At 41.7% G+C, this 25,694-nt stretch carries 19 protein-coding genes; 8 read left to right on the forward strand and 11 right to left on the reverse strand.

What is annotated here, in order from left to right; translation table 11 throughout:
- Window positions 1–191: 191 nt before the first annotated feature.
- The 3 genes from ACNQO6_RS08195 to ACNQO6_RS08205 form a co-directional block, all read right to left on the reverse strand.
- Window positions 192–2,468 carry a molybdopterin-dependent oxidoreductase gene (locus tag ACNQO6_RS08195; RefSeq protein ID WP_440208638.1) on the reverse strand — a complete coding sequence of 759 codons (2,277 nt, stop codon included), beginning with the start codon at window positions 2,466–2,468 and terminating at the stop codon, window positions 192–194.
- 17 nt (window positions 2,469–2,485) lie between these two features.
- Entirely contained in the window at window positions 2,486–3,361 is an 876-nt protein-coding gene (locus ACNQO6_RS08200; protein ID WP_440208639.1) for a MaoC/PaaZ C-terminal domain-containing protein, read from the reverse strand.
- 429 nt (window positions 3,362–3,790) lie between these two features.
- Window positions 3,791–3,979 (reverse strand): hypothetical protein, encoded by a 189-nt coding sequence (locus ACNQO6_RS08205; protein ID WP_343580124.1) that lies wholly within the window; start codon window positions 3,977–3,979, stop codon window positions 3,791–3,793.
- A gap of 253 nt (window positions 3,980–4,232) precedes the next feature.
- Between ACNQO6_RS08205 and otsB the strand changes: the two genes are divergently transcribed.
- Entirely contained in the window at window positions 4,233–5,084 is an 852-nt protein-coding gene (gene otsB, locus ACNQO6_RS08210; RefSeq protein WP_440208640.1) for a trehalose-phosphatase, read from the forward strand.
- Window positions 5,072–6,508 (forward strand): trehalose-6-phosphate synthase, encoded by a 1,437-nt coding sequence (locus ACNQO6_RS08215; RefSeq protein WP_440208641.1) that lies wholly within the window; start codon window positions 5,072–5,074, stop codon window positions 6,506–6,508. The genes otsB and ACNQO6_RS08215 overlap by 13 nt, the downstream gene beginning before the upstream one ends.
- 61 nt (window positions 6,509–6,569) lie before the next feature.
- On the opposite strand, the gene ACNQO6_RS08220 is transcribed toward ACNQO6_RS08215, so the two are convergent.
- A complete protein-coding gene (locus tag ACNQO6_RS08220) occupies window positions 6,570–7,760 on the reverse strand; it encodes an MFS transporter (RefSeq protein ID WP_440208642.1) in 1,191 nt (396 codons plus the stop codon).
- A gap of 620 nt (window positions 7,761–8,380) precedes the next feature.
- Window positions 8,381–8,830: a hypothetical protein gene (locus ACNQO6_RS08225; protein WP_440208643.1), complete on the reverse strand. Its 450-nt coding sequence runs from the start codon at window positions 8,828–8,830 to the stop codon at window positions 8,381–8,383.
- Window positions 8,831–9,749: 919 nt separating this feature from the next.
- Here ACNQO6_RS08225 and ACNQO6_RS08230 point away from each other — a divergent pair.
- The gene (locus ACNQO6_RS08230; RefSeq protein WP_343580131.1) at window positions 9,750–10,199 is read left to right on the forward strand and encodes a hypothetical protein; all 450 of its coding nucleotides are present in this window, start codon (window positions 9,750–9,752) and stop codon (window positions 10,197–10,199) included.
- A 127-nt stretch (window positions 10,200–10,326) separates the two neighbouring features.
- On the opposite strand, the gene ACNQO6_RS08235 is transcribed toward ACNQO6_RS08230, so the two are convergent.
- On the reverse strand, window positions 10,327–11,226 hold the full coding sequence (locus tag ACNQO6_RS08235; protein WP_440208644.1) for a LysR family transcriptional regulator: 900 nt from the start codon (window positions 11,224–11,226) through the stop codon (window positions 10,327–10,329).
- Window positions 11,227–11,483: 257 nt separating this feature from the next.
- On the opposite strand from ACNQO6_RS08235, the gene ACNQO6_RS08240 reads away from it, so the two are divergent.
- Window positions 11,484–12,638: a YbfB/YjiJ family MFS transporter gene (locus tag ACNQO6_RS08240; protein ID WP_440208645.1), complete on the forward strand. Its 1,155-nt coding sequence runs from the start codon at window positions 11,484–11,486 to the stop codon at window positions 12,636–12,638.
- Between the two features lie 15 nt (window positions 12,639–12,653).
- Here the strand turns inward: ACNQO6_RS08240 and mobA are convergent, their stop codons facing one another.
- The 5 genes from mobA to ACNQO6_RS08265 form a co-directional block, all read right to left on the reverse strand.
- Complete coding sequence (gene mobA / locus ACNQO6_RS08245) at window positions 12,654–13,262, reverse strand: molybdenum cofactor guanylyltransferase (RefSeq protein ID WP_440208646.1); 609 nt, start codon at window positions 13,260–13,262, stop codon at window positions 12,654–12,656.
- Window positions 13,259–16,039 (reverse strand): molybdopterin-dependent oxidoreductase, encoded by a 2,781-nt coding sequence (locus tag ACNQO6_RS08250; RefSeq protein WP_440208647.1) that lies wholly within the window; start codon window positions 16,037–16,039, stop codon window positions 13,259–13,261. Before ACNQO6_RS08250 ends, mobA begins: the two co-directional genes overlap by 4 nt.
- A gap of 317 nt (window positions 16,040–16,356) precedes the next feature.
- On the reverse strand, window positions 16,357–17,976 hold the full coding sequence (nirD, locus tag ACNQO6_RS08255) for a nitrite reductase small subunit NirD (protein WP_440208648.1): 1,620 nt from the start codon (window positions 17,974–17,976) through the stop codon (window positions 16,357–16,359).
- 11 nt (window positions 17,977–17,987) lie between these two features.
- On the reverse strand, window positions 17,988–20,534 hold the full coding sequence (nirB, locus tag ACNQO6_RS08260; RefSeq protein WP_440208649.1) for a nitrite reductase large subunit NirB: 2,547 nt from the start codon (window positions 20,532–20,534) through the stop codon (window positions 17,988–17,990).
- A gap of 28 nt (window positions 20,535–20,562) precedes the next feature.
- The gene (locus ACNQO6_RS08265; protein ID WP_440208650.1) at window positions 20,563–21,915 is read right to left on the reverse strand and encodes an MFS transporter; all 1,353 of its coding nucleotides are present in this window, start codon (window positions 21,913–21,915) and stop codon (window positions 20,563–20,565) included.
- A 532-nt stretch (window positions 21,916–22,447) separates the two neighbouring features.
- Here ACNQO6_RS08265 and ACNQO6_RS08270 point away from each other — a divergent pair.
- From ACNQO6_RS08270 to accB, 4 genes are all read left to right on the forward strand, one after another.
- Entirely contained in the window at window positions 22,448–23,038 is a 591-nt protein-coding gene (locus ACNQO6_RS08270; RefSeq protein WP_343580919.1) for an ANTAR domain-containing response regulator, read from the forward strand.
- Complete coding sequence (locus tag ACNQO6_RS08275; protein ID WP_440208651.1) at window positions 23,039–24,061, forward strand: ABC transporter substrate-binding protein; 1,023 nt, start codon at window positions 23,039–23,041, stop codon at window positions 24,059–24,061.
- Between the two features lie 725 nt (window positions 24,062–24,786).
- Window positions 24,787–25,236 (forward strand): type II 3-dehydroquinate dehydratase, encoded by a 450-nt coding sequence (gene aroQ / locus ACNQO6_RS08280; RefSeq protein ID WP_440208652.1) that lies wholly within the window; start codon window positions 24,787–24,789, stop codon window positions 25,234–25,236.
- Between the two features lie 27 nt (window positions 25,237–25,263).
- On the forward strand, window positions 25,264–25,686 hold the full coding sequence (gene accB / locus ACNQO6_RS08285) for an acetyl-CoA carboxylase biotin carboxyl carrier protein (RefSeq protein ID WP_004771941.1): 423 nt from the start codon (window positions 25,264–25,266) through the stop codon (window positions 25,684–25,686).
- The last annotated feature ends 8 nt before the right edge of the window (window positions 25,687–25,694 follow it).

Consider the following 25,694-nt stretch of genomic DNA (forward strand, 5'->3'; position numbering starts at 1 on the left):
TTCCAATCACATCCTGTGTTCAAGCTTGCTGTTGCTGATTCATACAAATCAGCAACACCTTCAATTTACGCATAAAAATATCTGATGTCTTGCATATTTTTGTTCAAAATTGCATGCACTATTTTCAGGCAATTTGTTCAGCAGTGATTAAATTTGGTGCATCATTATAATAAAATCAATACCCTGATCGTCTAAACCGTTACTGGCTGCAAACGTACAGGTACATATTTATGGTAGGGTGTCTTGGACAACGGATCACAATGCCGAGTTGAAGTCAGTCGGTTCAATTGTGGCCCGACTGGTTCAGCGCCAGCATAACTTAATCCATAACCATGCGGTAACGACACTACACCTTTTCGCATCCCTTCATCAAGCTCAACCGTAACCTGAATCTGGCCATGCTCAGAAATACATTGCAGCATTTGCCCTGTTTCGACGCCTAACGCCACTGCATCATCAGGATTGATTCTTAAACGCCCCTCTGCATCGACTTTACGCCATGCAGGATCTCTATAGATCTGATTGGCGTTGTAACTACGCCGTTCACCTGCCAGCAAGATAAAAGGATATTCTGCTGTGGCTGCAAATTTCTGATGCTTTAACTCCGCCAGTTCGATAAACATTTCCGGAATTGCTAAACGGATCTTTTTATCTTTATAGGCGATCAGCTCCCAGACATCGGCACAATCATGCTGCGACAGCACCACGCCTGAACGCTGTTTCAAAATGGTCTGAAAAAGCGTTACACCAAGATTAAAACGATTACCAGCATAACCCGCCCGCTTCACTGCTTTAAAATGCTGTGCCGCATATTGCATGCATAAGGGCAACAACAAAGCAGTCGAGGCGGCATCATCCGGCAATGTTTGACCCAATGTGCGATAAACAATAGAAGCAGCATAGGGGATCAGTTGCTTATGTTGAACAAAACTGGCCCCCAGCGCTCCGAAATAGGCAAGATAAGCCGTTTTTGCACTGTCTTTTTCCGCAACTTTGCTCAGGATAGGAAACTTTCGGGGAATCACCTGCATGGCTTCCAGTAATCGGGTATAAATTTCGGCCTCAGGCAAAGTATCGCCTTGGGCTTTAAAAAGCGGATGGCGTAAATGAAAGCCATTTTTAGGGAATTCCAAATTGAATCCTGTAAATTCCCATTTTTCGAACTGGCTATGGGCAGGCAAAATATAATCGGCCAGACGTGCTGTTTCTGTCATTGCAACATCCACCACAACCAGAAGCTCCAGTGACCGGAAGGCTTGTTCATAAGCTGCAGTATCCGGATAGGTCAGTAAAGGGTTACAACTATCCACGAATACGGCACGAATCCGTTTTTCTCCGGCCTTTAGGATCTCATCTGGCAAGATATTCGGCGGAAAGAACCCCGAAATCGGAAACATTTTATGATATACAGTACGCCGATACTTGGGATTACGCTCATCGGTATGGCTCAGGATTGGAATAAACATGCTATGCAGATTATTGCTTCCCTGCCGACCAAAATGCCCTGTCAGCAGATATAGAAGTTTCTCTAAATAGCCATTCAGGGTGGTATTTAAAGTATGTTGAATTCCCAAATCAATACGTACACAACCACGTTTGGCCTGAGCAAAATCACGTACGATCTGATAAATCAACCCAACCGGAACATCTGCTTTCTGGATATATTGTTCTATCGGAATTGCTTTAAACACCTGTCTTACTTCGTCAAAACCATGGGTATGTTGCTGAATAAATTGCTGATCATACAATTCCTCTTTCAGCAGGATTGCAATCATGGCAGACATTAGATAAGCGTCCGTTCCCGGTTTCAGCTGTACATGAATATCCGCCTGTTTTGCTGTTTCTGTGACGCGCGGATCAAACACCACCATGGTACGGTCTGGGTCTTTTTTGATCTGTTTCAATGTATCTCTGGCATTGGGAATGCCATGCGCCTGAAAGGGATTGGTTCCAATAAACAGTACATAATCGGCATGCTCCACATCCTCCGTGGTATGACAGGCTTGACTACCGAACAAACGACCATTAACCCAGAAATCACCTGTTTTTTCCTGGGCTAAGGAGTTATAAGCATAAAAGCTTTGCATAGCATATAACAGTTGCCGGCCATAAGCAGCGCCCAAATGATTGCCCTGCCCACCGCCACCGACAGTAGCGAAGGCAGTTCCACCATGGCTATCCCGAATCTGGACCAATTGTTCCGCAATCTCCTGAATCGCCTGATCCCAACTGATTTCCTTAAAAGAGCCATCTGCTTGACGCTTTAATGGCGTAGTCAAACGGTCTGCATGTTGCTGGTAATGCTGCAAACGAGCCGCTTTCTGGCAGATATAACCTTGTGTGAAGGGATGGTTTACATCCCCTTTGATCTTTTTAAACTGGTTATCTTCAATTTCTACGCTCAGTCCACAGTTACGCGAACATAATATGCAAGCGGTTACATCCTGTCTTGGTGCTGTGCCAGTCATTATTTTTCACCTTATTATTATGAATAATGGCCCGTTAAGCAGATTTGCCCAGCTGCATTTACCAAACGAACATGATTCTGTCCTTGCTCAGTGCTGATTTCAACCTGATTATGTTTTGACGGTAGTTTAACCGATTTTAGAAAGCGCACATCAATTTGCTGGATCGATTTAGGAAGTAGCTCAAAGCTGCGTGCAAACATACCGAAGCCATGGAGAACCTTTTGGCCAAAGCTCGACATTTTCGCTAATGGCCCAACCCAATGGATTGGATTAAAGTCCCCGGTCAATAAGGCAAACTTAAAACCATCATCTGCTGTCGCAGACCATTCCCCAACAGGTTGCCAGCTTTTCTCATCACGGGTTTCTGTACGCTTGGCTTTTTTAAAATGCGGCAGCATAAATGCCATGTGTAAGACTGTTTCGACCAGTGCCGGCTGGGTAATCGTTCCGGTAATGATTTGCACGGAAACACGCGCCAAACCATTCCGTTCATCTACATGTGCAATCTTGGCCTGAATCAGCAGTTTTTCATTTCTGGGAATATCACCATCAATTTTTAGACTCACGCCCTGATTGATGACCTGACCAAGCGGATAAGCAGTCTGTAAAAGTAGTCGGATCGCAAATGATAGCCCCCATTGGGATACCATATGCGCTGGAATCGTATCAGGATATTGAGTGACGGACGCCCCACTCCACTGAATATAATTATTCACTAACTCATCGCTAGGCGGCCGAATGATTTCTTTAATGGGTGCAAGTGCCTGCCAATCACTTGTGGGCGCTTTAGCTTTTTGTAGACTGCGCCATAAGATTTTCCCAAGCCCAGCCAAGGTTGCCTGATGCTCGAATAAAAATTGCAATGGAATCTGCTGATAATGAGCTGCTCGCATCTCTAACTCCTTATTTCTGTTATTTTTCTCTCACATTGTTCATGACAGTAGTGCAGTAGATTACAGCATACCAACATGCACAAATTTCAATCAAGTTCTAAAATAGAACTTATCAAGCTAAAGGTCAAGACCTTTTATCTGAATTAAAAAGTCAGAATTACTGATTAATAGACACTGCATTTATTCTTGAAACATTTTAAGAATATAAGAGATATACATATACAAATTTAAAATAATATTTATTACAACAGGCTAAATAAAAAAACAATTAAATTAAAATCCATTAAAACTCAAACAATTACCTTTACAATAAATACTTCTTCAATAACAAAATAAAAAGAGCTTATTACTTTGACGTATAAGCTCTTTTTATATGAGACATGTTGCAAAAATTTAAGATAAAATGATTACCAAATCACATAATGCATATCAATATATCAACTTTTTATGTTTTAACAATAACTCTCTCTTCTCATTATACAATTTATCACCAATATCTTTTGTCTGATATATCTTGTTTCTTTTAATCATATACTCAGGTTTATAATTTCCCTCCTGATCATAATTTGCAGGATTAAATTCTGGAAAATCATCATAATAGTCAGATACTTTTTGCATATTCACCTCCTTCGACTCAATACAGATTATTAAAAATTAATATATTGAAGTATGTACCACAATAGAGTCATGCACTATATAAATATCAAACATGAAAAGATTCTATATGAGAAATGTAAGAAAAATTTACGATGTATTACAAACATTACTAATGTAAATTACGTTCTGCTTATGTTTGCTTATTGACAACTCAACTATTATAAATTTTTTATCGCTCTATAATAAAATAAAATGGTAATAAGAGATATTAAAATTGAACAATAGAACAGATAAAATAAGTTCAGCATCAGATTATTTAACCTGTCTGAGAGATAAGCTTAGCTCGAATAATAATAAGCCATGCCTGTTTCTGGATATAGATGGTACTTTATCGGATTTCCAATTAGATCCTAATGATTGCTATATTCCATCGAGCACTTTAGATATTATAAATAAAATAATATTAGAACAAATTCCGGTGGTCGCAGTAACGGGACGGGATATTGAATCTGCACGTAAACTATTTGAAACGATTGATCTTCCGATTGCTGCATTACATGGCTTAGAAATATATCTAAGTAAAGAAAAACAATTAAAAACATCGAAAAATTTTTTAGAAATTTCTTATATTTACAACATATTAACTAAAGCATGTAGCTCTTATCCTGACTTACTGATTGAAAATAAGACCTCTTCAATCGCTTTACATTATAGAAAAGCGCCTGAACTGGAAAATATTGCAAAAAAAATAATATTGGAAACCCAGCAAGTATTTCCTCAGTTGAAATTAATTCAAGGCAAATTCGTTTATGAGTTAATTCCCGCACAAGCCAATAAGGGTCTGGCAATTAAGGAAGTTTTGGCGCACCTCAAGCAACAAGATGCTTATGCACCCATTTTTATTGGCGATGACGTTACGGATGAAGATGGCTTTTATATTGTCAATCAGATTGAACAAGGCATTTCAATCAAAGTAGGCCAAGGATTGACCCATGCCAGATACCAACTTGAAGACACAAAACAAGTTCATGATTTTTTAGAATTATTTTTAGAGCATGTTCAAAACCATGACAACAACATTAAGGGTAACAACAACTTAGGTGGAGAGAAAATATGTCTAAATTAATTATTTTATCCAATCGCGTCAGTATTCCAAACGGACAACAACCTGCAGCAGGTGGGCTTGCCGTGGCAATTCAAGATGCTTTAGATGATATTGGCGGTGTATGGCTCGGATGGAACGGAGAAAAAGTCGATACACAAGATGAGGTACAATTTAATTTACTTCGTAAAGATGACGTTGAATATATCACCTGCCCTTTAACTGAGTCGCAATATTCAGATTATTATGCCGGATTTGCCAATAATACACTTTGGCCAGCCATGCATTATCGTTCTGACCTGATTGAATATAAATCATCGGAGTATGAAGGATATCAGCAAGTTAATTATTTATTCGCGCAAAAACTTGCTGAAATTGCGGGACCAGACGACACCATTTGGGTACATGACTACCATTTTCTCAGTGTGGCAAAATATTGCCGTGAATTGGGTATGCAGAATAAGATTGGATTCTTCCTGCATATTCCTTTTGCTCCTTTATTTATCTGGCAAAGAATCCCGTGCGCCCAACAATTGATTGAAGATCTATGCCAGTACGATGTGGTTGGCCTGCAAACCGATAAAGACCAAAAAGTCTGTATGCAGGTCTGTACCTCCCTATTAAAAGCACAGAAGATTCAGCAAACCTTATTAAGCTATCATCAACGTTTGACGCTGATTAAATGCTATCCGATCGGGGTCAATCCCACAGCAATTCAAAAAGCGGCGCAACAGTTTATCGATGTTCAGGATTTCATTACCCGTCCTGTGGAACTGAATGCAGCAAAAACCATTATCGGCGTCGACCGGATCGATTATTCAAAAGGTCTACTGGAACGCTTCTTGTCCTATGCAGAATTTTTAGAGCAATATCCTGAATATCAACAGCATATCCAGCATTTACAGATTGCTTGCCCGTGCCGTCTGGAAGTCCCTGCTTATCAACGTTTATTTGAGCGTTTTAAAATCAAGATCGAGATGATTAATCAGGAGTTTGCACAGGAAGGTTGGCAACCGGTGGAATGTATCTATGGTGCCATGAAGCATCATCATTTAATGCAAATCTATCGTCAAGCCGATGTATGCTGGATCAGTTCAATTCGTGACGGCATGAATCTGGTGGCAAAAGAATATATTGCCGCGCAAAATCCGTCTAATCCTGGCGTACTGATCCTATCCAAATATGCAGGTGCAGCGGAACACATGTCAGAAGCACTTCTGGTTGATCCAACTGACAAAACGGCAATGATCGCTGCTTTAAAAACAGCACTGGAAATGCCACGACAAGAACGTATTTCACGCTACAAACAACTGATGAAAGGTTTAAAAGATTTTGATATTAATGACTGGCGCAATGCATTTCTTAACGACTTACAGGACAAAACTGCTCAGCAGGATTTCAGATTTATGGGCATGCGTAACGTTAATCCGATTTATCAAAATTTATAGTACTTCGATTTATCAGGAACTGGCAGTATCCAGATATTGCCAGTTCAGTTCACTCGGATGCTTATTTCACGTAAGTAAAACGATTTAAAGCCACAATCAATAATAATAGAACAGATAACGCCATAAACACTGTACTTAGACCAATCAGCTCAGCAATCATTCCAATGAAAGCAGGCCCCACCAGAATGCCTGTATAGGCCAATGTCGACACACAAGACAAAGCGACTGCGCTTGCCATCACTGTCTGACGTCCTGCACGTGAAAACATGATCGGAACGATATTGGAACAACCTGCACCAACCAGTGTATACCCTGCTAAAACCAGCCACCAATGCGGTGCGATACTGACCAAAGCCAAACCTAAAGTTGCACAAATCGCGCTATAAGTTAAAAGCTTTTTTTCACCAAAATAACGGATCAGGTAATGCCCTGTAAAACGTCCTGTGGTCATGGCAATCGCAAAGAAGGTATAGGCCAATCCGGTAAAAGCGGCATTAACCCCATATTCATGAGTTAAATAGATCCCGCTCCAGTCCATCGCCGCACCTTCCATCATAAAAATGATAAAGCAGGCAATCCCGATCAACACAATCAAAGGTTGCGGTAAACGCTGACGCAGAGACTTTTTAACACGGGATGAAGCTTCTGGAGCCGTATTTTCCACGGCTTTTATGCTCAGCGGTGCTAAAAGAACAGCAATAAGCACCAAAAGCAGGCTCACCGCCAGTGCACTCACGAGTGGCGAAACACTTAAGGCAAGCAGTGCGGTAATGGTCAGTACACCAGCCAAACCGCCCAGACTGGCCATACCATGAAAGCCAGACATCAGCGATTTCAGGCTATTCTTCTCAACCACCACAGCCTGGATATTAAGCGCAACGCCCAAGCTCCCTGATGCCGTACCAAATAAGAATAAGGCAATGGCCATCATTAAAGGGGTACTACATAGACTCAAACTTGGCAACAAAATGGCAAGCAGTAATAAAGCGAAGCCTATCGGTACACGGCAGCCAATACGCTGGACAATTTTTCCCGTCGCCGGCATTGCCAGCATCGCCCCCAAACCGCCACATAATAGTAATAAGCCGAAATCCGCATGATTAAAATGCAGACGCTGCTGGGCAAAAGGGATCAGCGGCGCCCATGCAGCCGTGGCAAAACCCAAGCCGAAAAAGCTGAAACGAGTTGAAAGACGTTGAGCACTTAATTGAATTTCAGGATCAACAAGGGCCGTTCTGGAAAAAAGGATCATTTAATACCATCCACACAAATTAACTCAGATCTTCCATCTCAGATAAATCTCCATAGAAAAACCCCTGTGGATCTATAGAGCAGTTCTATAAATTCACAGAGGCTTTTATGGCGAAATTATACACAAAATTACATGAAAAACATCTTTTTTTACAAATATAAAGCTATTTAATTTCAATAACTTAATTTCAAATTTACAATAAAATTAAAGCTTTTATTTTTAAGAATTTTTTTATTTACATCAAAATAGTAAAGAATAAGTTGATGCATATTCACCACTTAGTGCTTTTTAATCTAAAAATCTGAAAGTTTTTCTTGTCTTAAAATACTTGCATATAAAAAATAACCCACCTGAGTTTCTTTAGCAGATAAAAATTTAAATTGAAAAACGTGATGCCGAAAGAGGTTGTATCATAACCATAGGCTAGGCATAAAAGGGATGCAGTCATCAGAGTAAATTAAAACAAACTCAAAAGATTCAATATGATTGTTCTTTAATCTGAAACACCTGATACGATTATTTAAATAAAAAAATACCGCCTTTAATGGCGGTACGCTGCAGTCCAGCGATTGCAGAAGTATGAGGGGTTCGGAGCCTCATACTTCTTTAGCACAACTTCATTAACTCATTGAATGTTGTTTGAATTCTTCACTTTTAAAATAGGAGACCAACTCGTCATAGCAGTCCTCTTGCTGAGGACGAACCAGTTTCTGAATTTCATAATGAACCGTAAACTCAGGTGGAATATTTTCAAGAATTGGGGGAAGTTTTTTCTTTCCTCCAATGGTAATTCTTTCGATAAAACCTGCTAACCATAAAATGAATTCGTCTCGATGTTGATGATGTGGCACCAAGCTGACATCAATATTCAAGGCGTCATCACGTAGCGGCTTCTGGAACCCTTCCTGGAAATCAATATACTGGTACAGCAATTTCATTTCTGTGCCTTTAATTTCCTCTCTCACTTCTTTAATTAAAAAATTTAAATACTCAACAGGTTTTTGCGTAAATTTTTTTTCATCTTTGAACTTGTTATACACTTTTTCCGCTATACGCAAATATTGTGGCATTTCTTATCTCCTCCATTTTTTCTACACAGGATAAATTATGGAGATATCCTAGTTATCATTTGTAATGATTGTTTAGTTTTATTTTTACTATGTAACTGTAATGTTTAAAGAAAATCCTGACTAACAACCTCAGGATTTATCAAAAATTGATCTCAAACAGTGATTCTTTTAACATTTTTGGAAGGTAATGCTATCTATTCGCGTATTTCCGGTTTCTTATTACTGAAGTGGATAGATAATTTATAATATTTGCTTTGTTGCAAATTTAATAAACGCAGCCAACTGTTCTCCTGCTCCAATTTTATAGTTATGATCTATATATAAGTTGAGATTCATCAAACCGAGAAATACGTTTTCAATTCTAAACATTTTATTCATGCCCTTACCCCAGGATTAAAATATGATTATTTTCCATCCACACCTATCCCTTATTAAGCATGCATTTATACCTTTTAAATCCAGCTATAACCAGTATTTAAATAAGATTAGTATGCTTGATAATTTAGAAATAAAATATTTTTAAATATCCTCCATAAAATAATTTAAATGTTTTTAAAAAAATCTTAAATGTTATTTACTTTATCGTAGATAAATTTTATGGAATGACCGAGGATTAAGATAGCTATGCAATGATTAAAAACTGTTCACAATTTTAACAATCCCAAGAATTTAGATAAGGAACACGCAAAAACCTTGCTGTTAAAAACAAGATAAATAGCTAAGCTTATACACCAGCAACCGTTACTAACCATAGGGCGATTGACTGTTCCAAATTGCACGAAGTAGCGCAGCAATCATCAAGAATCAGAACGTTACATGAGATAATAGAGTTAACAATTTAATAAATAAATTTAGTTAAATCTTACATTTAATCAGGTTTTACTAGAGGTAATGCTGATCACTTGAAGAATGAGACCACATGACTTACCAAAACGAAATACAGACTTTAACCCATCTTGCAACCAATTTTCGCGAAGCTTTAGATCATGTAACCAATGGCTTTATTACAGGCGCGTTCAGTAAATTTCCAAAGGAATGTGGTGCTGATGCCTGTGACCTGTTGCAGTATTATTTACTCAATGTCCATTATATTAAGTCTGATTATCGGGTGGGAAAAGTTCAGATTTCTTCACGCGCCCCAGAAATCGCGCACTGTTACCTAGTGGTTAATGGGGTCATTCTTGATCTTACCGCCGATCAGTTTCATAAAGAATGGTTCCCTAAAGTGATCGTTTGTGAAAGCGCACAGTATCCTTTAACCCCCTATTTCAAATATGTGCGCAGTAAATCTGGACAGGATTTAATTCCATTAAATCCTTATTTACAATCTATTTATGATCAGGTACTAAAATACCTGCAAAGGAAATAAGTTTATCTTTCAAGTGAAATATTCGAGTATAAAATACCGGCTTGTTATTTTATACTCGAACAAGGAAGAATGTACTCTCACCTTATTCTAAAAATAAAAAATTGCTGTATTGGCTAATCTTTTTCTACTACCCGCATACTGCTTCTATATTCGCATTTGAATATGCCATCGTCTGTAAATGCTCAAAAAAATGATGCATATTGGTTGCCCATTTACTTCTATCCTGATCTGCTATCAGGTAGGTGTTCATCTCCTCGGCAAGATCAATATCGTGAATTTGAACCTGATGCACAAAATGTGATTGTTGGACATAACTCATCGGCAAAATCGCAAGTCCCACATCCAGACTGACACAACTCACGATACCATCCAGACTCCCCATTTCAATAATATTGGCTGCCGGAAGATGATATGAAGAAAGGAAGGAATCAATTGCTTTGCGATAAGTACAGCCTTGTTTAAATGCGATAAATTTCTTTTGAAGCAGATCTTGTTTTGAAAGTTGTTGGGGCGCTTTTTTTGAAGAAATTAACACCAGCTTCTCGGTCCAGATATGAAAATTAAACATGCCTTCGATCGGTCTGTGGTTAGCAACAAATGCACAATCCAGCTTGGACGCTTTCACCCAATCAATGAGTTGCCTACTCGGCGCAGTCGATAATGAAAAAGGAAAATCTGGAGTGGATTGTTGTAAATCCCGAAATAAGGTGGGAAGTCTCACCGCCGCTGTTGTCTCCATACTGCCAATTTCCAAGGGACAACGGGTTGCCAATTGAGTATTGCAGAAGGTGTCGAGTAGCTCCTGTTGTAGATCGAGCATTTTCTCGGCGTAGCTATAAAGCTGTATACCTGCCCTTGTCGGCTGAATAGGATTCTGTCGATGCAACAGTTCCACCATCAGTTCTGTTTCCAGTTTTTTGATATGGCTGGTGACATTGGACTGCACCGTATGCAGGACCTTTGCTGCTTCCGAAAAACTGCCTAGCTTTACCACCATCATAAACATTTCTAAAGACTTAATCTGCATCGCTATCACTATTAAAGATAGTTGGTATCAATTCAAATCATTTTACATGATTAAAGCATCTTGTTTAAATTTTATTGAATTTTTTCAAGATAAGACCCTGATTCAAAATGAACATGTCTAAGCTTATATTTTTAATCTGTATTTTAAGTTGCTTCAGCTATGGCCTTTTTTTAGTAGATACTCAGGTCTTTGGCAAAGCACGGCCTTTAGATCACATCAATTATCGCGATTAAATTCTGGTATTCAAAATGAGCAGGATGAATACAGCAATCTCCAAGCAAGGCCCGCTTAAATCAGCCTTGAGTGCAGCACTGGTAATGGCGATTGGTATGGGATTTGGGCGCTTTGCATTCACGGCAGTCTATCCACATATGATTGCGGAAGGCATTTTGAATTTGCATAGTGCTAGTATCGCGGCATCGGCCAATTATGCAGGCTATTTATTCGGGGCTTTATTCGCAATTAAGATTCAGTCACAGCATAGCTATGCCACCTCAGTATTTGCCACTATAGGTACGACACTTTGCCTCATCCTGCTTGATTATGTAGATTCAGCTTCGGTGATTATTTTTATTCGTGGCCTTGCCGGTGTATTAAGTGCCTTCGCCATGGTTTCAGCCTCGTTATGGCTGTTAGAACAACAGAAACAACCCCATCAAGCCCCTATTTTATATGCTGGCGTCGGCTTAGGCATTGCCTTGTCCGCTGAACTTCTGGTTTTCGGCACACAACTGGGGTGGCAGAGTAAAAATTTATGGTTATTACTCGGCCTATCCAGTTTGATACTGGGTTTGGTTGCTATTGCAGGGTTATCCCGGGCTCGGCCGCAACCAGCTTTCGAATCGAATCTATCTCATAGCTATGCTAAAACACCTAAAGCTATATCATTGATTATGATCTATGCTCTGGCTGGCTTTGGTTATATTATCACGGCGACTTACTTACCCTTGCTGGTGAAACAGGCCCTACCAAATATTGAGGCAGCACACATCTGGGCAATCTTCGGTTTAGGTGCGATTCCTTCCTGTTTTTTCTGGCATTATCTCCATGACAGACTGGGGACACGAGTCGCTTTATCTTCTAATCTGGGATTACAGGCCATCGGTGTAGTATTACCCATCATTATCCCAACCGCATGGGGTTATCTGTTAAGCGCGTTACTGGTAGGTGGAACCTTTATGGGAACGGTGACCATTGCCATGCCGGTGGCACAGCGTATCACAAGGCAAAGCAAAAGTAATTTAATTGCCATCATGACCGTGGTGTATGGCCTCGGTCAGATCATTGGGCCAATCATAGCAAACACCCTATTTTCAATGTATCACACCCTCGATAGCTCACTGATTACCGCAGCGACTGCATTATTGATTGCAACACTGATCAGTCTTAAATCAACTAAGACGATTCATTAAGCGGAAATAGAGGGTTTAAAAAACCTTCATCTGCTTATATTGTTGCAACTCATCCAAGGAGTTAATGCTATGACAAAATAGGCTTTGCTTCTGAAATGCGACCGTCTGCGCCTCCAATTGTTGAAAACAAGGTCGCAAGCTCAATTTATTCTCAGCGATTGCTTGTTCCAGGACCGATAAACTATCCCGCTTTAGCAGACAAAACGGATATAACCCATCTCCATTGATGGTGACGTAGGCCACCTGTGCTTGCGGAGCTTTTTCTAAAGCCCGATGCAGTTTGAGCACAACCTGATTGGGAATATAAGTCACATCACAGGGAATAAATAAAACATAGTCAGCGTTAACATGCGACCATGCGCTTTTCATCCCCATCAAGGGTCCGAGAAAACCATTTTGGTCATCTGCATAACACTGAATATCAGGTTCAATCTGTTTATATATCGAGTTATCACGGTGGCTATTCACCCAAATGTGTTGAACCTGAGTCTTAAAATATTCACAGATTTTTAACAGTTGAATCTGATCATCAAACTGTTGCAGCAGCTTATTCATGCCATTCATCCTGCGAGCTTGCCCTCCCGCCAAGATCACCAGATCTGTAGCGGGATATTCGGTATTCATGCTTCTGCCTCCAATTGACAGGTTTTAATCAGACCACGAATCTCAGCTAAGCAAGAACCACAATTGCCACCAGCTTTTAAACATGCCGTGACCTGCTTTTCATGCGTGATATTTTGCGTTTTAATGGCTTCAATAATCTTATTTTTACCCACTTTAAAGCAACTACAAACCAGTGGTCCATCATTATTTGCAGCGGACATCGGCATACCCGCCAGCAAGGCTTTACGATGTAAGGCACTTAATCGTTCACGTTTAAATAGACTCGCCACCCAATCCCGATTTGGCAATAACTCAGCCGGTGCAATATATAAACTAGCAATCAGGATACCCTCTTTTAAAATCACACTATGACTGAGTTGCGATGAAATATCTTCAAGGCTTAACCATTCATAGGTTTCATCGACAAAAGGCAAGAAGCTTTTTAAATTCTTTTGGGTCTCATCAAGACTGTGACGATCAGCAAGTTCATAACGGATGGCTTTTGCCGTTTTGATCTTGGTCCACCATGCACAACGTTGTAAGGATGCTTTAATCTGGTGTTCAAAGCCTTCCCGGACATAGAGCACCCCTTGCCAAGTGGTATGGAAGGGCTGAATGGCTACAGGAGTATGTTTAAACTCTGGCTCACCTGAAATCGCATCCACCACTGGATTGACCACTTTACCGATCCGCGCATCAGAAGCGACTTGCTCAGTCCAGTGAATTGGCGCAAAGATTTGACCACGGCGTACGCCTTGTGCCAAGGTCACACGTAGTACGCAACAGCCCCATTGCGAGCGGACTTCAACCAAAGCTTTATCACGGATCCCAAACTTTAACGCATCATTCGGGTGAATCTCGCAAAATGGTTCTGCACGATGCGTAGTCAGGTTTGCCGATAAACCGGTACGGGTCATGGTATGCCATTGGTCACGAATCCGTCCCGTGTTCAACACCAATGGATAATCTTCGGAGATGGCATGCACTGGATCAATGGCAACGGTTGGAATCAGTTTGGCTTTTTGGTTTTTATGGCTAAAACTGCCCCGATCAAATAGCTGCTCCACCGCGATGCTTTGCCCTTTCTCCCAGACTGGCCATTGGGTTGGGCGTAAATGGTTATATTCATCCAGACTTAAATTCATGAGGCCTTTTAAATTGAAATAACGGAAATTTTCAACTTGGTCACGTTGATCAACACTGGCATTTTGATAGGCCGATAAAGCTGCGTGTTCATTAAAAATGTCACAGGCATTGCGAAACTCAAAACCCGTAAAACCGAGTTTTTTTGCAACCTGTGCCACCGCCCACCAATCCGCTTTGGCTTGCTTGGGTGGATTTAAAAAGGCACGTTGCCGTGAAATACGGCGCTCAGAATTGGTGACTGTGCCATCTTTCTCCCCCCAACCCAACGCAGGTAACAACACATCGGCATAGGCTGTGGTATCAGTATCTGCACAAATATCAGAGACCACCACAAACTCACATCTTTCCAAGGCACGTTTGACTTGATCTGCATCCGGTAAGCTCACCACCGGATTGGTGGCCATAATCCAGATGGCCTTGATTTCGCCACTCTCTACCGCTTGAAATAGATCCACTGCTTTTAAGCCCGCTTGTTTGGCTATGACAGGACTGTTCCAGAAGCTTTGTACCAGATGTTGATGTGACGGCTTATCCAGATCCAGATGTGCTGCCAGCATATTGGCCAATCCCCCCACTTCACGACCGCCCATGGCATTGGGTTGACCGGTCATGGAAAATGGCGCTGCACCTAATTTACCAATTTTTCCAGTGAGTAAATGACAGTTGATAATACTATTGGCTTTATTTACACCTTGAGAGGACTGATTAACCCCCATCGAAAACAAGGTGATCACCTTTTCTGTTTGAGCAAACTTATCAAAAAACAGCTGTAATTTCTCTGCAGAAATTCCGGTACGTTTCACCAAGGCATTAATATCTTGCTCGCTTTCACTCGCTGTCAATAAAGCCTCTAGGCCCTCAGTGTAAGTCTCTACAAAATGATGATGGGTATAATCATGATGGTAAAGATGCTGAAATAAGCCATTAAATAGGGCCACATCCTGACCAGGTAAAATCGGTAAATGTAAATCTGCTTGCTCACAGGTACTGGTAAAACGAGGATCAACCACCACCACAAATAAATCTGGATTCTTGCTTTTGGCCTGCATGATGCGTTGATACAGAACAGGATGACACCATGCGGTATTGGAACCGACTAAAACCACCATGTCAGCATGTTCAAAATCCTCATAACTGGCTGGAACAATATCTTCACCAAAAGCACGTTTATGCGCCGCAACCGCAGATGACATACATAAGCGTGAATTGGTATCAATATTGGCAGTGCCTAAATAGCCTTTTACAAACTTATTCACCACATAATAGTCTTCCGTCAGCAACTGACCTGACACATAAAATGCAACACTGTCTGCGCCATATTGATCAATACACGCTTGGAACTGGTCTGCAATTTTCTCGATGGCCTGATCCCATGTCGTGACTTGACGATGGTTTTTACGGCCAAACATGGGATGCAAGACACGAGTTTCCAAGCCTAGTGTATCGGCTAAATTGCTGCCTTTAATACAGAGCCGTCCGAAGTTGGAAGGATGATCCAGACTTCCTGCAACTTGTACCGTTGTGCCATGCGTTTTATGCTGGACACTGACATCCACACCACAGCCCACGCCACAATAGGGACATGTTGTTTTTGTTATGATTGTTTCTGCTTGATCGGAGCGACTGTGTTCTAAATTTTGAATACTGTTCATGACTGCCCCTTTACCTAGTTAATCCGCTGAACTTTACAGTCAACTAAAAAATCATTCTGAGTTCTTTTCCAGTTTCAGCTTATGAACAAACTTTCCAAAACTAGATTTTTCTCTTCACACACTATCGTGACAGGCGGCATGGATGCCGCCTTGTTGAGCTGCGGTAGCAAGGACGTACCGTCAGTTCAACATAGGATTTTTGTTACTTTTCATCTTTGAAAAGTAAGGCAATGCCTTTACAAATAACATCAGCCCATACATGAAATATGCGGCAATGCCATTAATGCATAACCTATTCTTCACGAAAAAGTTAGCTTTTACCCTGCCTTTTTCATTGCAAAATCCTTACCAAATAACAGCTTATTTCTAAAGGTAGAAACAGGTGTTTGATCTGCAATCAACTCGGCATACCACATCCCATCTTCCGTATCACCAAACAGAACCGCACCAATCACTTTGTCTTTTTGGATAATGATACGTTTATAAATTTGACGTTTATCGTCATTCAGAATGATGTCTTCATAATCTTCTTTCGGCTCAAAGTTTCCAGCCGAGAATACATCCACGCCGCTGACTTTTAACTGTGTTGGTACAGTTGGTGATTTAAAGGTTAAGCTGCCATGTTCAGCCAAATGCGTTGCACAAATAAAGGCTTGTCCCCATAGCGGTTCAACTAGACCAAAGGTTTGATTACGATGCTCGATACATTCGCCCACAGCATAAATACTTGGATCAAAGGTTTGCATGGTGTCATTCACCAAGATGCCTCGGTTACAACGCAGTCCTGCACGTTGAGCCAATGCAATATTCGGGCGAATCCCAACCGCAAAAACCACCAAATCTGCATCCAGTACCGTTCCATCTTTAAGTCGGACCTGACGGACATGACCCTCTTCACCAATCAATGCTTCGGTATTGGCTTCGGTAATGATATTAATGCCCTTTTGCTCAATACTATGACGTAACATACGGCTGGCACGTCCATCCAGCTGACGTTCCATGATGCGATCCATCAGGTGCAGAACGGTCACATTCATGCCACGTTGTTTCAAGCCATAGGCCGCTTCTAGGCCCAGCAAACCACCACCAATCACCACCGCATTCTTCTTGCTTTCGCAATATTTGATCATGGTGTTGACATCATAAATATCACGGAAGCTGATCACACCTTTTAGGTCTACACCTTGCACAGGTGGAATAAACGGCGATGAACCTGTGGCAATGATCAGACGATCATAATCAACACTTTCACCTTTCTCGGTATGTACCACTTTGCGAGTACGATCAATCTTGATTGCAGGATCATCGGCAATGAATTGAATCCCTTTGTCGCTGTACCATGCATGTGGATGCAGCATGATGTCATCAATGTTTTTTTCACCGGAAAGTACAGGCGACAACATAATACGGTTGTAATTGCCCCAAGGTTCCTCACCGATCACGGTGACGTCATAGCGATCTGGTGCCATATCTAGTAGGTCTTCCAGACAACGCATCCCCGCCAGACCATTACCAATTAACACCAGTTTCAGCTTTTCTTGAGCAACACCATTGTTGGTAATATAGGTTTTTTGCGGCACAGACCCGACCCATACACGACCATTTTCAATTTTGGTTGGAAAAACCAAGAGCTTTTGATCTTTATCTTCCAGACAACGCCCCGTCGCTAAACTAAAATGTTGTTTATAAATCGGCGATGCAATCACGCGTTCACCTTGTAAATCGCCAATGATGCCACGGCACATCACATTGGCCTGACTGAATGGATCTTTATTGCTGAGCGCATAAATCCGCTTTTCATGACCGACACGAAACAGTGCAACCGATTGACCTTCGATCAGTGCCCCCACACCCGTATTTGGTGTAATGTCATCTAGCGCACAAACCTCAACCCATTGATTTTCTGGCAGCATATGCAGGTTCTTTAAACTGGTCATATGAGTTCTCCTTATGCTTCAACCATGGGAATACGTTCTTCTGAACGTTCAGCGTCATTTAAAGGACGAATCTGATCACGTACTTGGGTAAATTGAATATGTGGGTCAGCTTGCTGTTCTGCACTGGCATTGATATAGGTTTGGAAACGTTTGCGAATCTCAGGATCTTCAACCGCAGTACGCCATTCATCCTGATAAGTCCCAACCACATGGCGCATACGGCTTTCAAGCTCTTCGGCCAATCCCAAGGAGTCATCGACAATCACTGATTTGAGATAATCCAGACCGCCTTCCATATTGTCACGCCAGACACTGGTGCGTTGTAAACGATCGGCAGTCTGGATATAGAACATAAAGAAACGGTCGATATAACGAATCAAGGCTTCGGTATCAAGGTCAGAAGCCAATAATTCAGCATGGCGTGGTTTCATACCGCCATTTCCACAGACATATAAGTTCCAACCTTTCTCAGTCGCGATCACTCCAACATCTTTACCTTGCGCTTCAGCACATTCACGGGTACAGCCCGACACCGCCATTTTCAGTTTATGCGGCGAACGTAAGCCTTTATAGCGGTTCTCGAGTTCAATCGCCAAGCCAACAGAATCATCCACCCCATAACGGCACCATGTACTACCGACACATGATTTCACGGTGCGCAAAGATTTCCCGTAAGCATGACCTGATTCAAAACCGGCTGCGTTGAGTTCTTCCCAAATAAACGGCAATTGATGGATTTGTGCACCAAATAAATCGACCCGTTGTCCACCGGTAATTTTGGTATACAGGTTATATTTCTTGGCAATTTGACCGACAGCAATTAAGCCATCTGGTGTGACTTCACCGCCTGCCATACGCGGCACAACCGAATAAGAACCATCTTTTTGAATATTGCCCAAGTAATAGTCATTACTGTCTTGTAGGCCCGCATGGCTGGGTTTGAGTACGAAATCATTCCAGCACGATGCCAGAATATTGGCTGCCATCGGTTTACAAATATCACAGCCTAGACCATGACCATGTTGCTGAATCAGATCATCAAAGGTCTTGATTTCATTGACACGAACCAAGTGATAAATTTCTTGGCGTGAATATGGGAAGTGCTCACATACATGGTTATTGACCGTTACCCCTTGACGCTGTAACTCAGATTTCAACACTTGTGTCACTAACGGCGCACAACCACCACAGGCGGTCGCCGCTTTGGTACATTTCTTCAAAGCACCGAGTGAGGTTGAACCATCACAAATCGCTTGGCAAATATCGGCTTTAGACACGTTATTACATGAACAAATGGTGGCGCTATCAGGCAATAAATCGACACCACTGCCGCCTGCTTTGGCACCTGAATCGGCAAAGCCAGGCATAATCAAGCTTTCAGGGGTTTCCGGGAGTGCCAGACCATTCAGCATCATTTGTAGCAGGTCATTATATTCTTTGGCATCACCGACCAAGATCGCACCAAGCAATTTGGTCTTATCTGCATCGACCACAATTTTTTTATAAACCAGTGCATCCTCATCCGCATAGAAATAGCTGAGTGAGTTTGGGGTCATGCCATGCGCATCACCTACGGATGCCACATCAACCCCCATCAATTTCAATTTGGTGCTCATATCTGCACCGGCAAAACAATGGGTTTCTTCTTCTAGAATATGTTTTGCTGCAATACGTGCCATGTCATAGCCCGGTGCGACTAAGCCATAAATTTTATTGTCCCACAGTGCACATTCACCAATCGCATAGATATGTTGATCTGAAGTTTGGCAATAATCATTGATTTTAATCCCACCACGTTCACCTAACGCTAAACCACTGACACGCGCTAATTCATCACGTGGGCGAATCCCTGCTGAGAATAAAATAATATCTGTTTCCAGTTCACTACCGTCGGCAAACTTCATCACATGTGTTGCGCTTGCACCCGCTTCAATACATTGCGTGGCTTTTTGGGTATGGACCTTCACCCCAAGATTTTCAATTTTACGGCGTAACACTTTACCGCCAAGATCATCGATCTGTACCGCCATCAAACGTGGCGAAAATTCCACCACATGGGTTTCCAGATTTAGATCACGCAATGCTTTGGCAGCTTCCAGACCTAATAAACCACCGCCAATCACCACACCTGTCTTCGCATTTAAGCTTGCAGCACGAATCGCATCCAGGTCTTCGATGGTACGATACACAAAACAGTTTTCACGATCATTGCCTGAAATTGGTGGAACAAAGGCATATGAACCTGTCGCCAGGATCAGTTTGTCATAATGAATGACATCGCCTAAATTGGTGGTCACCGTTTGCTCGGCAGGATTGATCTCAACCGCTTTGGTATTTAATCGGAGATCAATACCGTGCGCATCGGCAAAGTCAAAACGCGCCAGCGATAAGTCTTTTGCTGTCTTGCCAGAGAAGTATTCAGTCAAATGGACTCGGTCATAAGCAATACGGGGTTCTTCAGCAAGAATGGTAATTTCCAGTTCATCATCCGCTTTCTCCAGGATGGCTTCGATGAATTTATGTCCCACCATACCGTGACCAATCATCACTAATTTCATTGTGTTTCTCCCAAAATCTGTCCAATGGTTAAGCTATGCTGCTGTGTTCTGAGCCACGTTCTAAAACGGCCTGTTCAAACAAGCGTTGTTCTTTTTCTTTATGTTCGACTGAAAAGCGGATCAACATGACTGAACCTGCGGCAAACACCACCAAACCACCTAACACCATCAAGCAGGTTTGAATATCGACCATACCTTTTAACAAGAAGCCCGCTGCAACCGCACCGACATTGCCGCCTGCGCCAATGATGCCTGCCACACCGCCTAAAGCATCACGATCAATAAAAGGAACCAAGGCATAAGTTGCTCCACAAGCCATATGGGTAAACAACGCAAAAACCGTCATACTGATCATGGCAAGCGCAACGCTATTCATTTGTGAAAACAGCATCAGGAATAAACCTTCCCCCAAAATCAGGATAAACAGCACTTTGGTACGGCCATCCAGTCCTTTTTTCAGGGCAACTTTGTCTGAAACCAGTCCACCTAAGGCACGCGCAAACAGCGCCAATAAACCAAAGATTCCCGCAGCCAGCCCCGCTTCTTTTAATCCAAAATTGAAATGCTCGACGTAATACATCGCAATGATGTTGTGCATGAAAATTTCGATACCGAAACACGCGGCATAAGAGGCAAACAGGATCCATACACGATAGTTACGTGCTGCGTGCATCAAGATTGCAACACCACCTTTTTTGTCACTTCCAACCACAACACCTTGCTCACGCAATGCTTTAAAGTCGCCTTGAGGACAGTCTTGGGTCAGCTTCCAGTAAAGGATACCGACAATCACCATCATCACACCCGGGACGATCAGCGCAATTCTCCAACCCATCGCCTGTTCAACACCAAACATCACCAATGCAGCCAATAGCAATGGCATCAACGCTTGTGTAGCACCACCACCGGCATTGCCCCAACCCGCTGAAGTGGCATTTGCGGTTCCCACCACATTGGGCGCAAACATAATGCTGGTATGGTATTGCGTGATCACGAAGCTGGCACCGATGGCGCCAATCAACAAACGAAAGAAAAGGAAGGATTCGTAACTGTTGGCAGCGGCTACACCAAATACAGGAATACTGCCGACGAGTAACAAAGCAGTGTAGGTTTTACGTGGGCCATACTTATCACACAGTGGCCCAACAATGAGGCGGACTACAATCGTGATTGCAACAGCAGCAATATTGATATTTGCGATTTGGTCTTTGCTTAAATGAAATTCACCAGCAATCACCGGCATTAACGGCGCACAGGCAAACCAAGCAAAGAAGCAAACAAAGAAAGCCAACCAGCTCATGTGGAATGCTCGCATTGCTGGTGCAGAAAAGTTAAATAACTTGATTGAAGTTGCTTTTTTAGCAGATAAATCTATAGACATTGCCATCTCCCATACTGAACGTAATTTGCTTTGTTGACACATCAGGGTGTGTCAACAAATCGATCAGATCGGACATCGTTGGCCGTCTTATAACTTTATAAGTCATCTTTGACTCATGGGATATTTAGCAATTGCTATGCCAACTTTTTAAAACAGAGTTTTTTAAAAATATAAGCACTTGTTTTATATGGTTTTTAATTCAATTTAATCGACTAAGAATGCAGTCTATGTTATCGCCAGATGCATAAAAACAAGAAATGGACTGTTTTAAAGCAGTATGATAACTGCCTCAAAAGAACTCTTTCGCCGCACCAAAAATGCGCATATTTATTTTGTGTTGACTGGTCACATCTTTTTCATTTTTTTTCTATCAATCGCAGTACACTAATCTCTATGAAGCATCTGGCCATGAATGCAGATCGAGATTTACCCCTCATTGACTGGCATTAAATTTGCTTCAAAACAATCATCTCTATCCTAGACCGCACATGACCTTAGATGTGCTTTGACTCAGCGTTTGACCTTTATACTTATGCCGAAACTCAAGATCGCTCTTATTGATGACGACCAGGCTCGGGCTGAATACCTAAAAGCATGCTTGATTGAACATGACTTTGATGTGGTGGCTTGTTTTACGCTGGATCACTTCAATCTATTTAAACTCGAACACCTCCAAGCAGATGTGATTCTGCTGGATATGGATCATCCACATCGTGATGTGATCGAAAGTTGTGTCAGCAACTTTGATCTACCGACCGTCTTGTTCACCAAAAATGCAGATAAAGACACCATTAAACAAACTATTGACGCGGGTATTACTGCCTATATCGTCGATGGTATTGACCCAAGTCGCTTACATACCATTCTCGAGATTTCAATTGAGCAATATAAGAAACATAAAAAACTAGAGGGTGACCTTAAAGATGCCAAGACCAAACTGGCTGACCGCAAAGATATTGAAAAAGCCAAAGTGTTACTGATGCAATTGCATGGGCTGACTGAAGATACTGCCTTTCAACTGCTTAGAAAAAATGCTATGAGCCACCGTATGACCATTGGAGAAATGGCACGGCGCCTACTCGATGCCCAGCAACTGTTAAATAATCAATTAAAGGATGAGTAAATGGTTCATTCTGTCGCATTAGAAAAAACTGAATTACAACTGGGCTATATTCCTTTACTCGACTGTGTTGCGCTGCTGTGGGCCAAACAGCGTGGTTTTTTTGCTGAAAACGGCTTAGAGGTACAACTGGTCAAAGAAGCGTCCTGGGCCAGTTTACGCGATCGTCTGGCCTTTGGCCTGCTCGATGCGGCCCATTGCTTATCCGCCATGCTTCCAGCTGCGGCTATAGGCGCTGACCAGATTGGTATTTCGTTGCAAACGCCTTTGGTTCTCAGTGAAAATCGTGCCTTTATCAGCATCAGCCAGAAACTCTGCTATCAACTCGATATTCATGCCCAAGACTCAGCCGAGTCCTCTGCGCAAAAAATCGTTGAATATATCCAGAATAATCACCCTTTATCCCTCGCACATGTATTTCAGCACTCAATTCATCATTATTGCTTAAGAGAGTGGTTGACATTGGCCGATGCTGAACTGGCGCAATCCATTCAGTTGAAAACCTTACCGCCTCCCTATATGGTAGAAGCCATCAGCAATCACCTGATTGATGGATTTTGTGTGGGCGAACCCTGGAATACACAAGCTGAATTACAAGGGCTAAGTCATATGGTCTGCTCCAGCCAACAAATCATTCCCAATGTTGCAGATAAAGTGCTTGCTGTAACACAGGACTGGGCTAGACAGCATCCCAATACGTTAATTGCACTCAGCCGTGCCATTCTGAAAGCCCAGCAAGAATTACGGGAACTGCAAGACTTTACGCAGGTATGGCAAATGCTGGTGGAATTTGATGTGATTCAGTTTGCATGTTCATCAGAGATTCATGTCGAGAAATATTTTAGTATTCAGAAGATTATCCGGAATTTTGTGCAAGAAAGTGCCGAACCTAAAGCAGAAGATTTTGAATGGCTATTTCAGCAAATGCATAAATGGAATGATTTGGAGCCGAAACCAAGCACTTATCTTGAGCAGGCACAGCACTGTATCTTAGGCTCGATTTATCAGGCAGCCCAAGCAAGTTAAATCCCGGACAAAAAAAAGCTGTCTTGAAATTCCAAGACAGCATTGAAAGACCCATAAGAGATTACGCCAATCAAATGTAATCCCTTAAGTGATTGTTATCATATGGAACTCATGCATATCTTTTTCGGACATTTTTATGTCATTAACTGCCATCTAAAACCCGTGTTTTCATCATTTTTGCCAATGATCATCACAACCCTAATGTTCAATCCATAAGCAGTATGCTTACCAATAATCCGGCCTTTATCTCCAACTTGATCAGGCACAGCTGGTTATATGAAAAATCAATCTTTATCTGATCCATCAGCAGGAAAAATCATGACCAAACACCAAGATTAAATAATTTAAAAACATAAACTTAAACAAATAAAAGCCAAAGCAGCATTCAGCTTTTCAAAGCAACCCGACTATCCCTTAGTGCTTAAAATAGGATATAAAAATCAACAGCCAGCCGCCAGATTGACTGCTGAGTTACACAAATCCCATGAACGAAATGGGGTAATTCAGTTTAAAATACAAAAAAACGAAAATACGCTGAAATTTGTCATATTTTAACATTGCCAATTCCTTGCAAAGTTTTCATTATATGCACCATGCTTGGTATGCAATATTCTTCATCGATTAAAACAAATTATAAAAAAATTGCAGAATTTTATGCCATAATAAGCAAACTTTGCAGACATCTTGCAAAAAACATTTGCAGTTTTAGAATTGGAGCAGGCTGAATGAGCTCAACCATTTTGGTGATTCACGGACCGAATTTGAACTTGCTAGGAAAGCGCGAACCAGAAGTTTATGGTTATCTTACTTTAGAGGATATTAACCAGCAACTCACTGCTCAGGCTAAACACGCATCACTCACACTAGATTCTTTTCAAAGCAATTGGGAAGGTGCGATTGTCGATCGTATTCATCAGGCACAAGCTGAAGGGGTGAAATTGATTATTATCAACCCTGCTGCCTTGACCCATACATCGGTTGCTTTACGCGATGCCCTTCTCGGTGTTGCGATCCCGTTTATTGAGGTTCATTTGTCAAATGTGCACGCACGTGAAGCATTTCGTCATCACTCATATTTATCAGATAAGGCCATTGGCGTGATTTGTGGCTTAGGTGCAAAGAGTTATTCCTTTGCACTCGATTACGCTATCGAAAAAATTCAATCTTCTAACTAATTTTAAACACATTAGGAATGCTCACTCATGGATATCCGTAAAATCAAGAAGCTCATCGACTTGATGATTGAATCTGACTTACAGGCGATTGAAGTTAAGGAAGGTGACCAGTCCATCTCGTTAACTCGTCCTACTCCTGTTTATGCAGCAGCGCCTGTTGCGGCAGCGCCAGCAGCTTCTGCTCCAGCGGCTCCAGCAGCTAAAACACCACGTGGTGCAGTTGAAACTTCTCCAATGGTTGGTGTGTTCTATGCAGCACAAAGCCCAGGTGAAGCACCATTTGTAAATGTAGGTCAAACAGTTTCTGCGGGTGAAACACTGGGTATCATCGAAGCGATGAAAATCATGAACCCGATCGAAGCAACAAAGAGCGGTGTCATTGAAGAAATCTTAGTGAAAAATGGTGAAGTGATCCAATTCGGTCAACCACTTTTCCGCTACCGTGCTTAATTTGTTTG

It is taken from the genome of Acinetobacter calcoaceticus (assembly GCF_051947995.1).
Lineage (GTDB): Bacteria > Pseudomonadota > Gammaproteobacteria > Pseudomonadales > Moraxellaceae > Acinetobacter.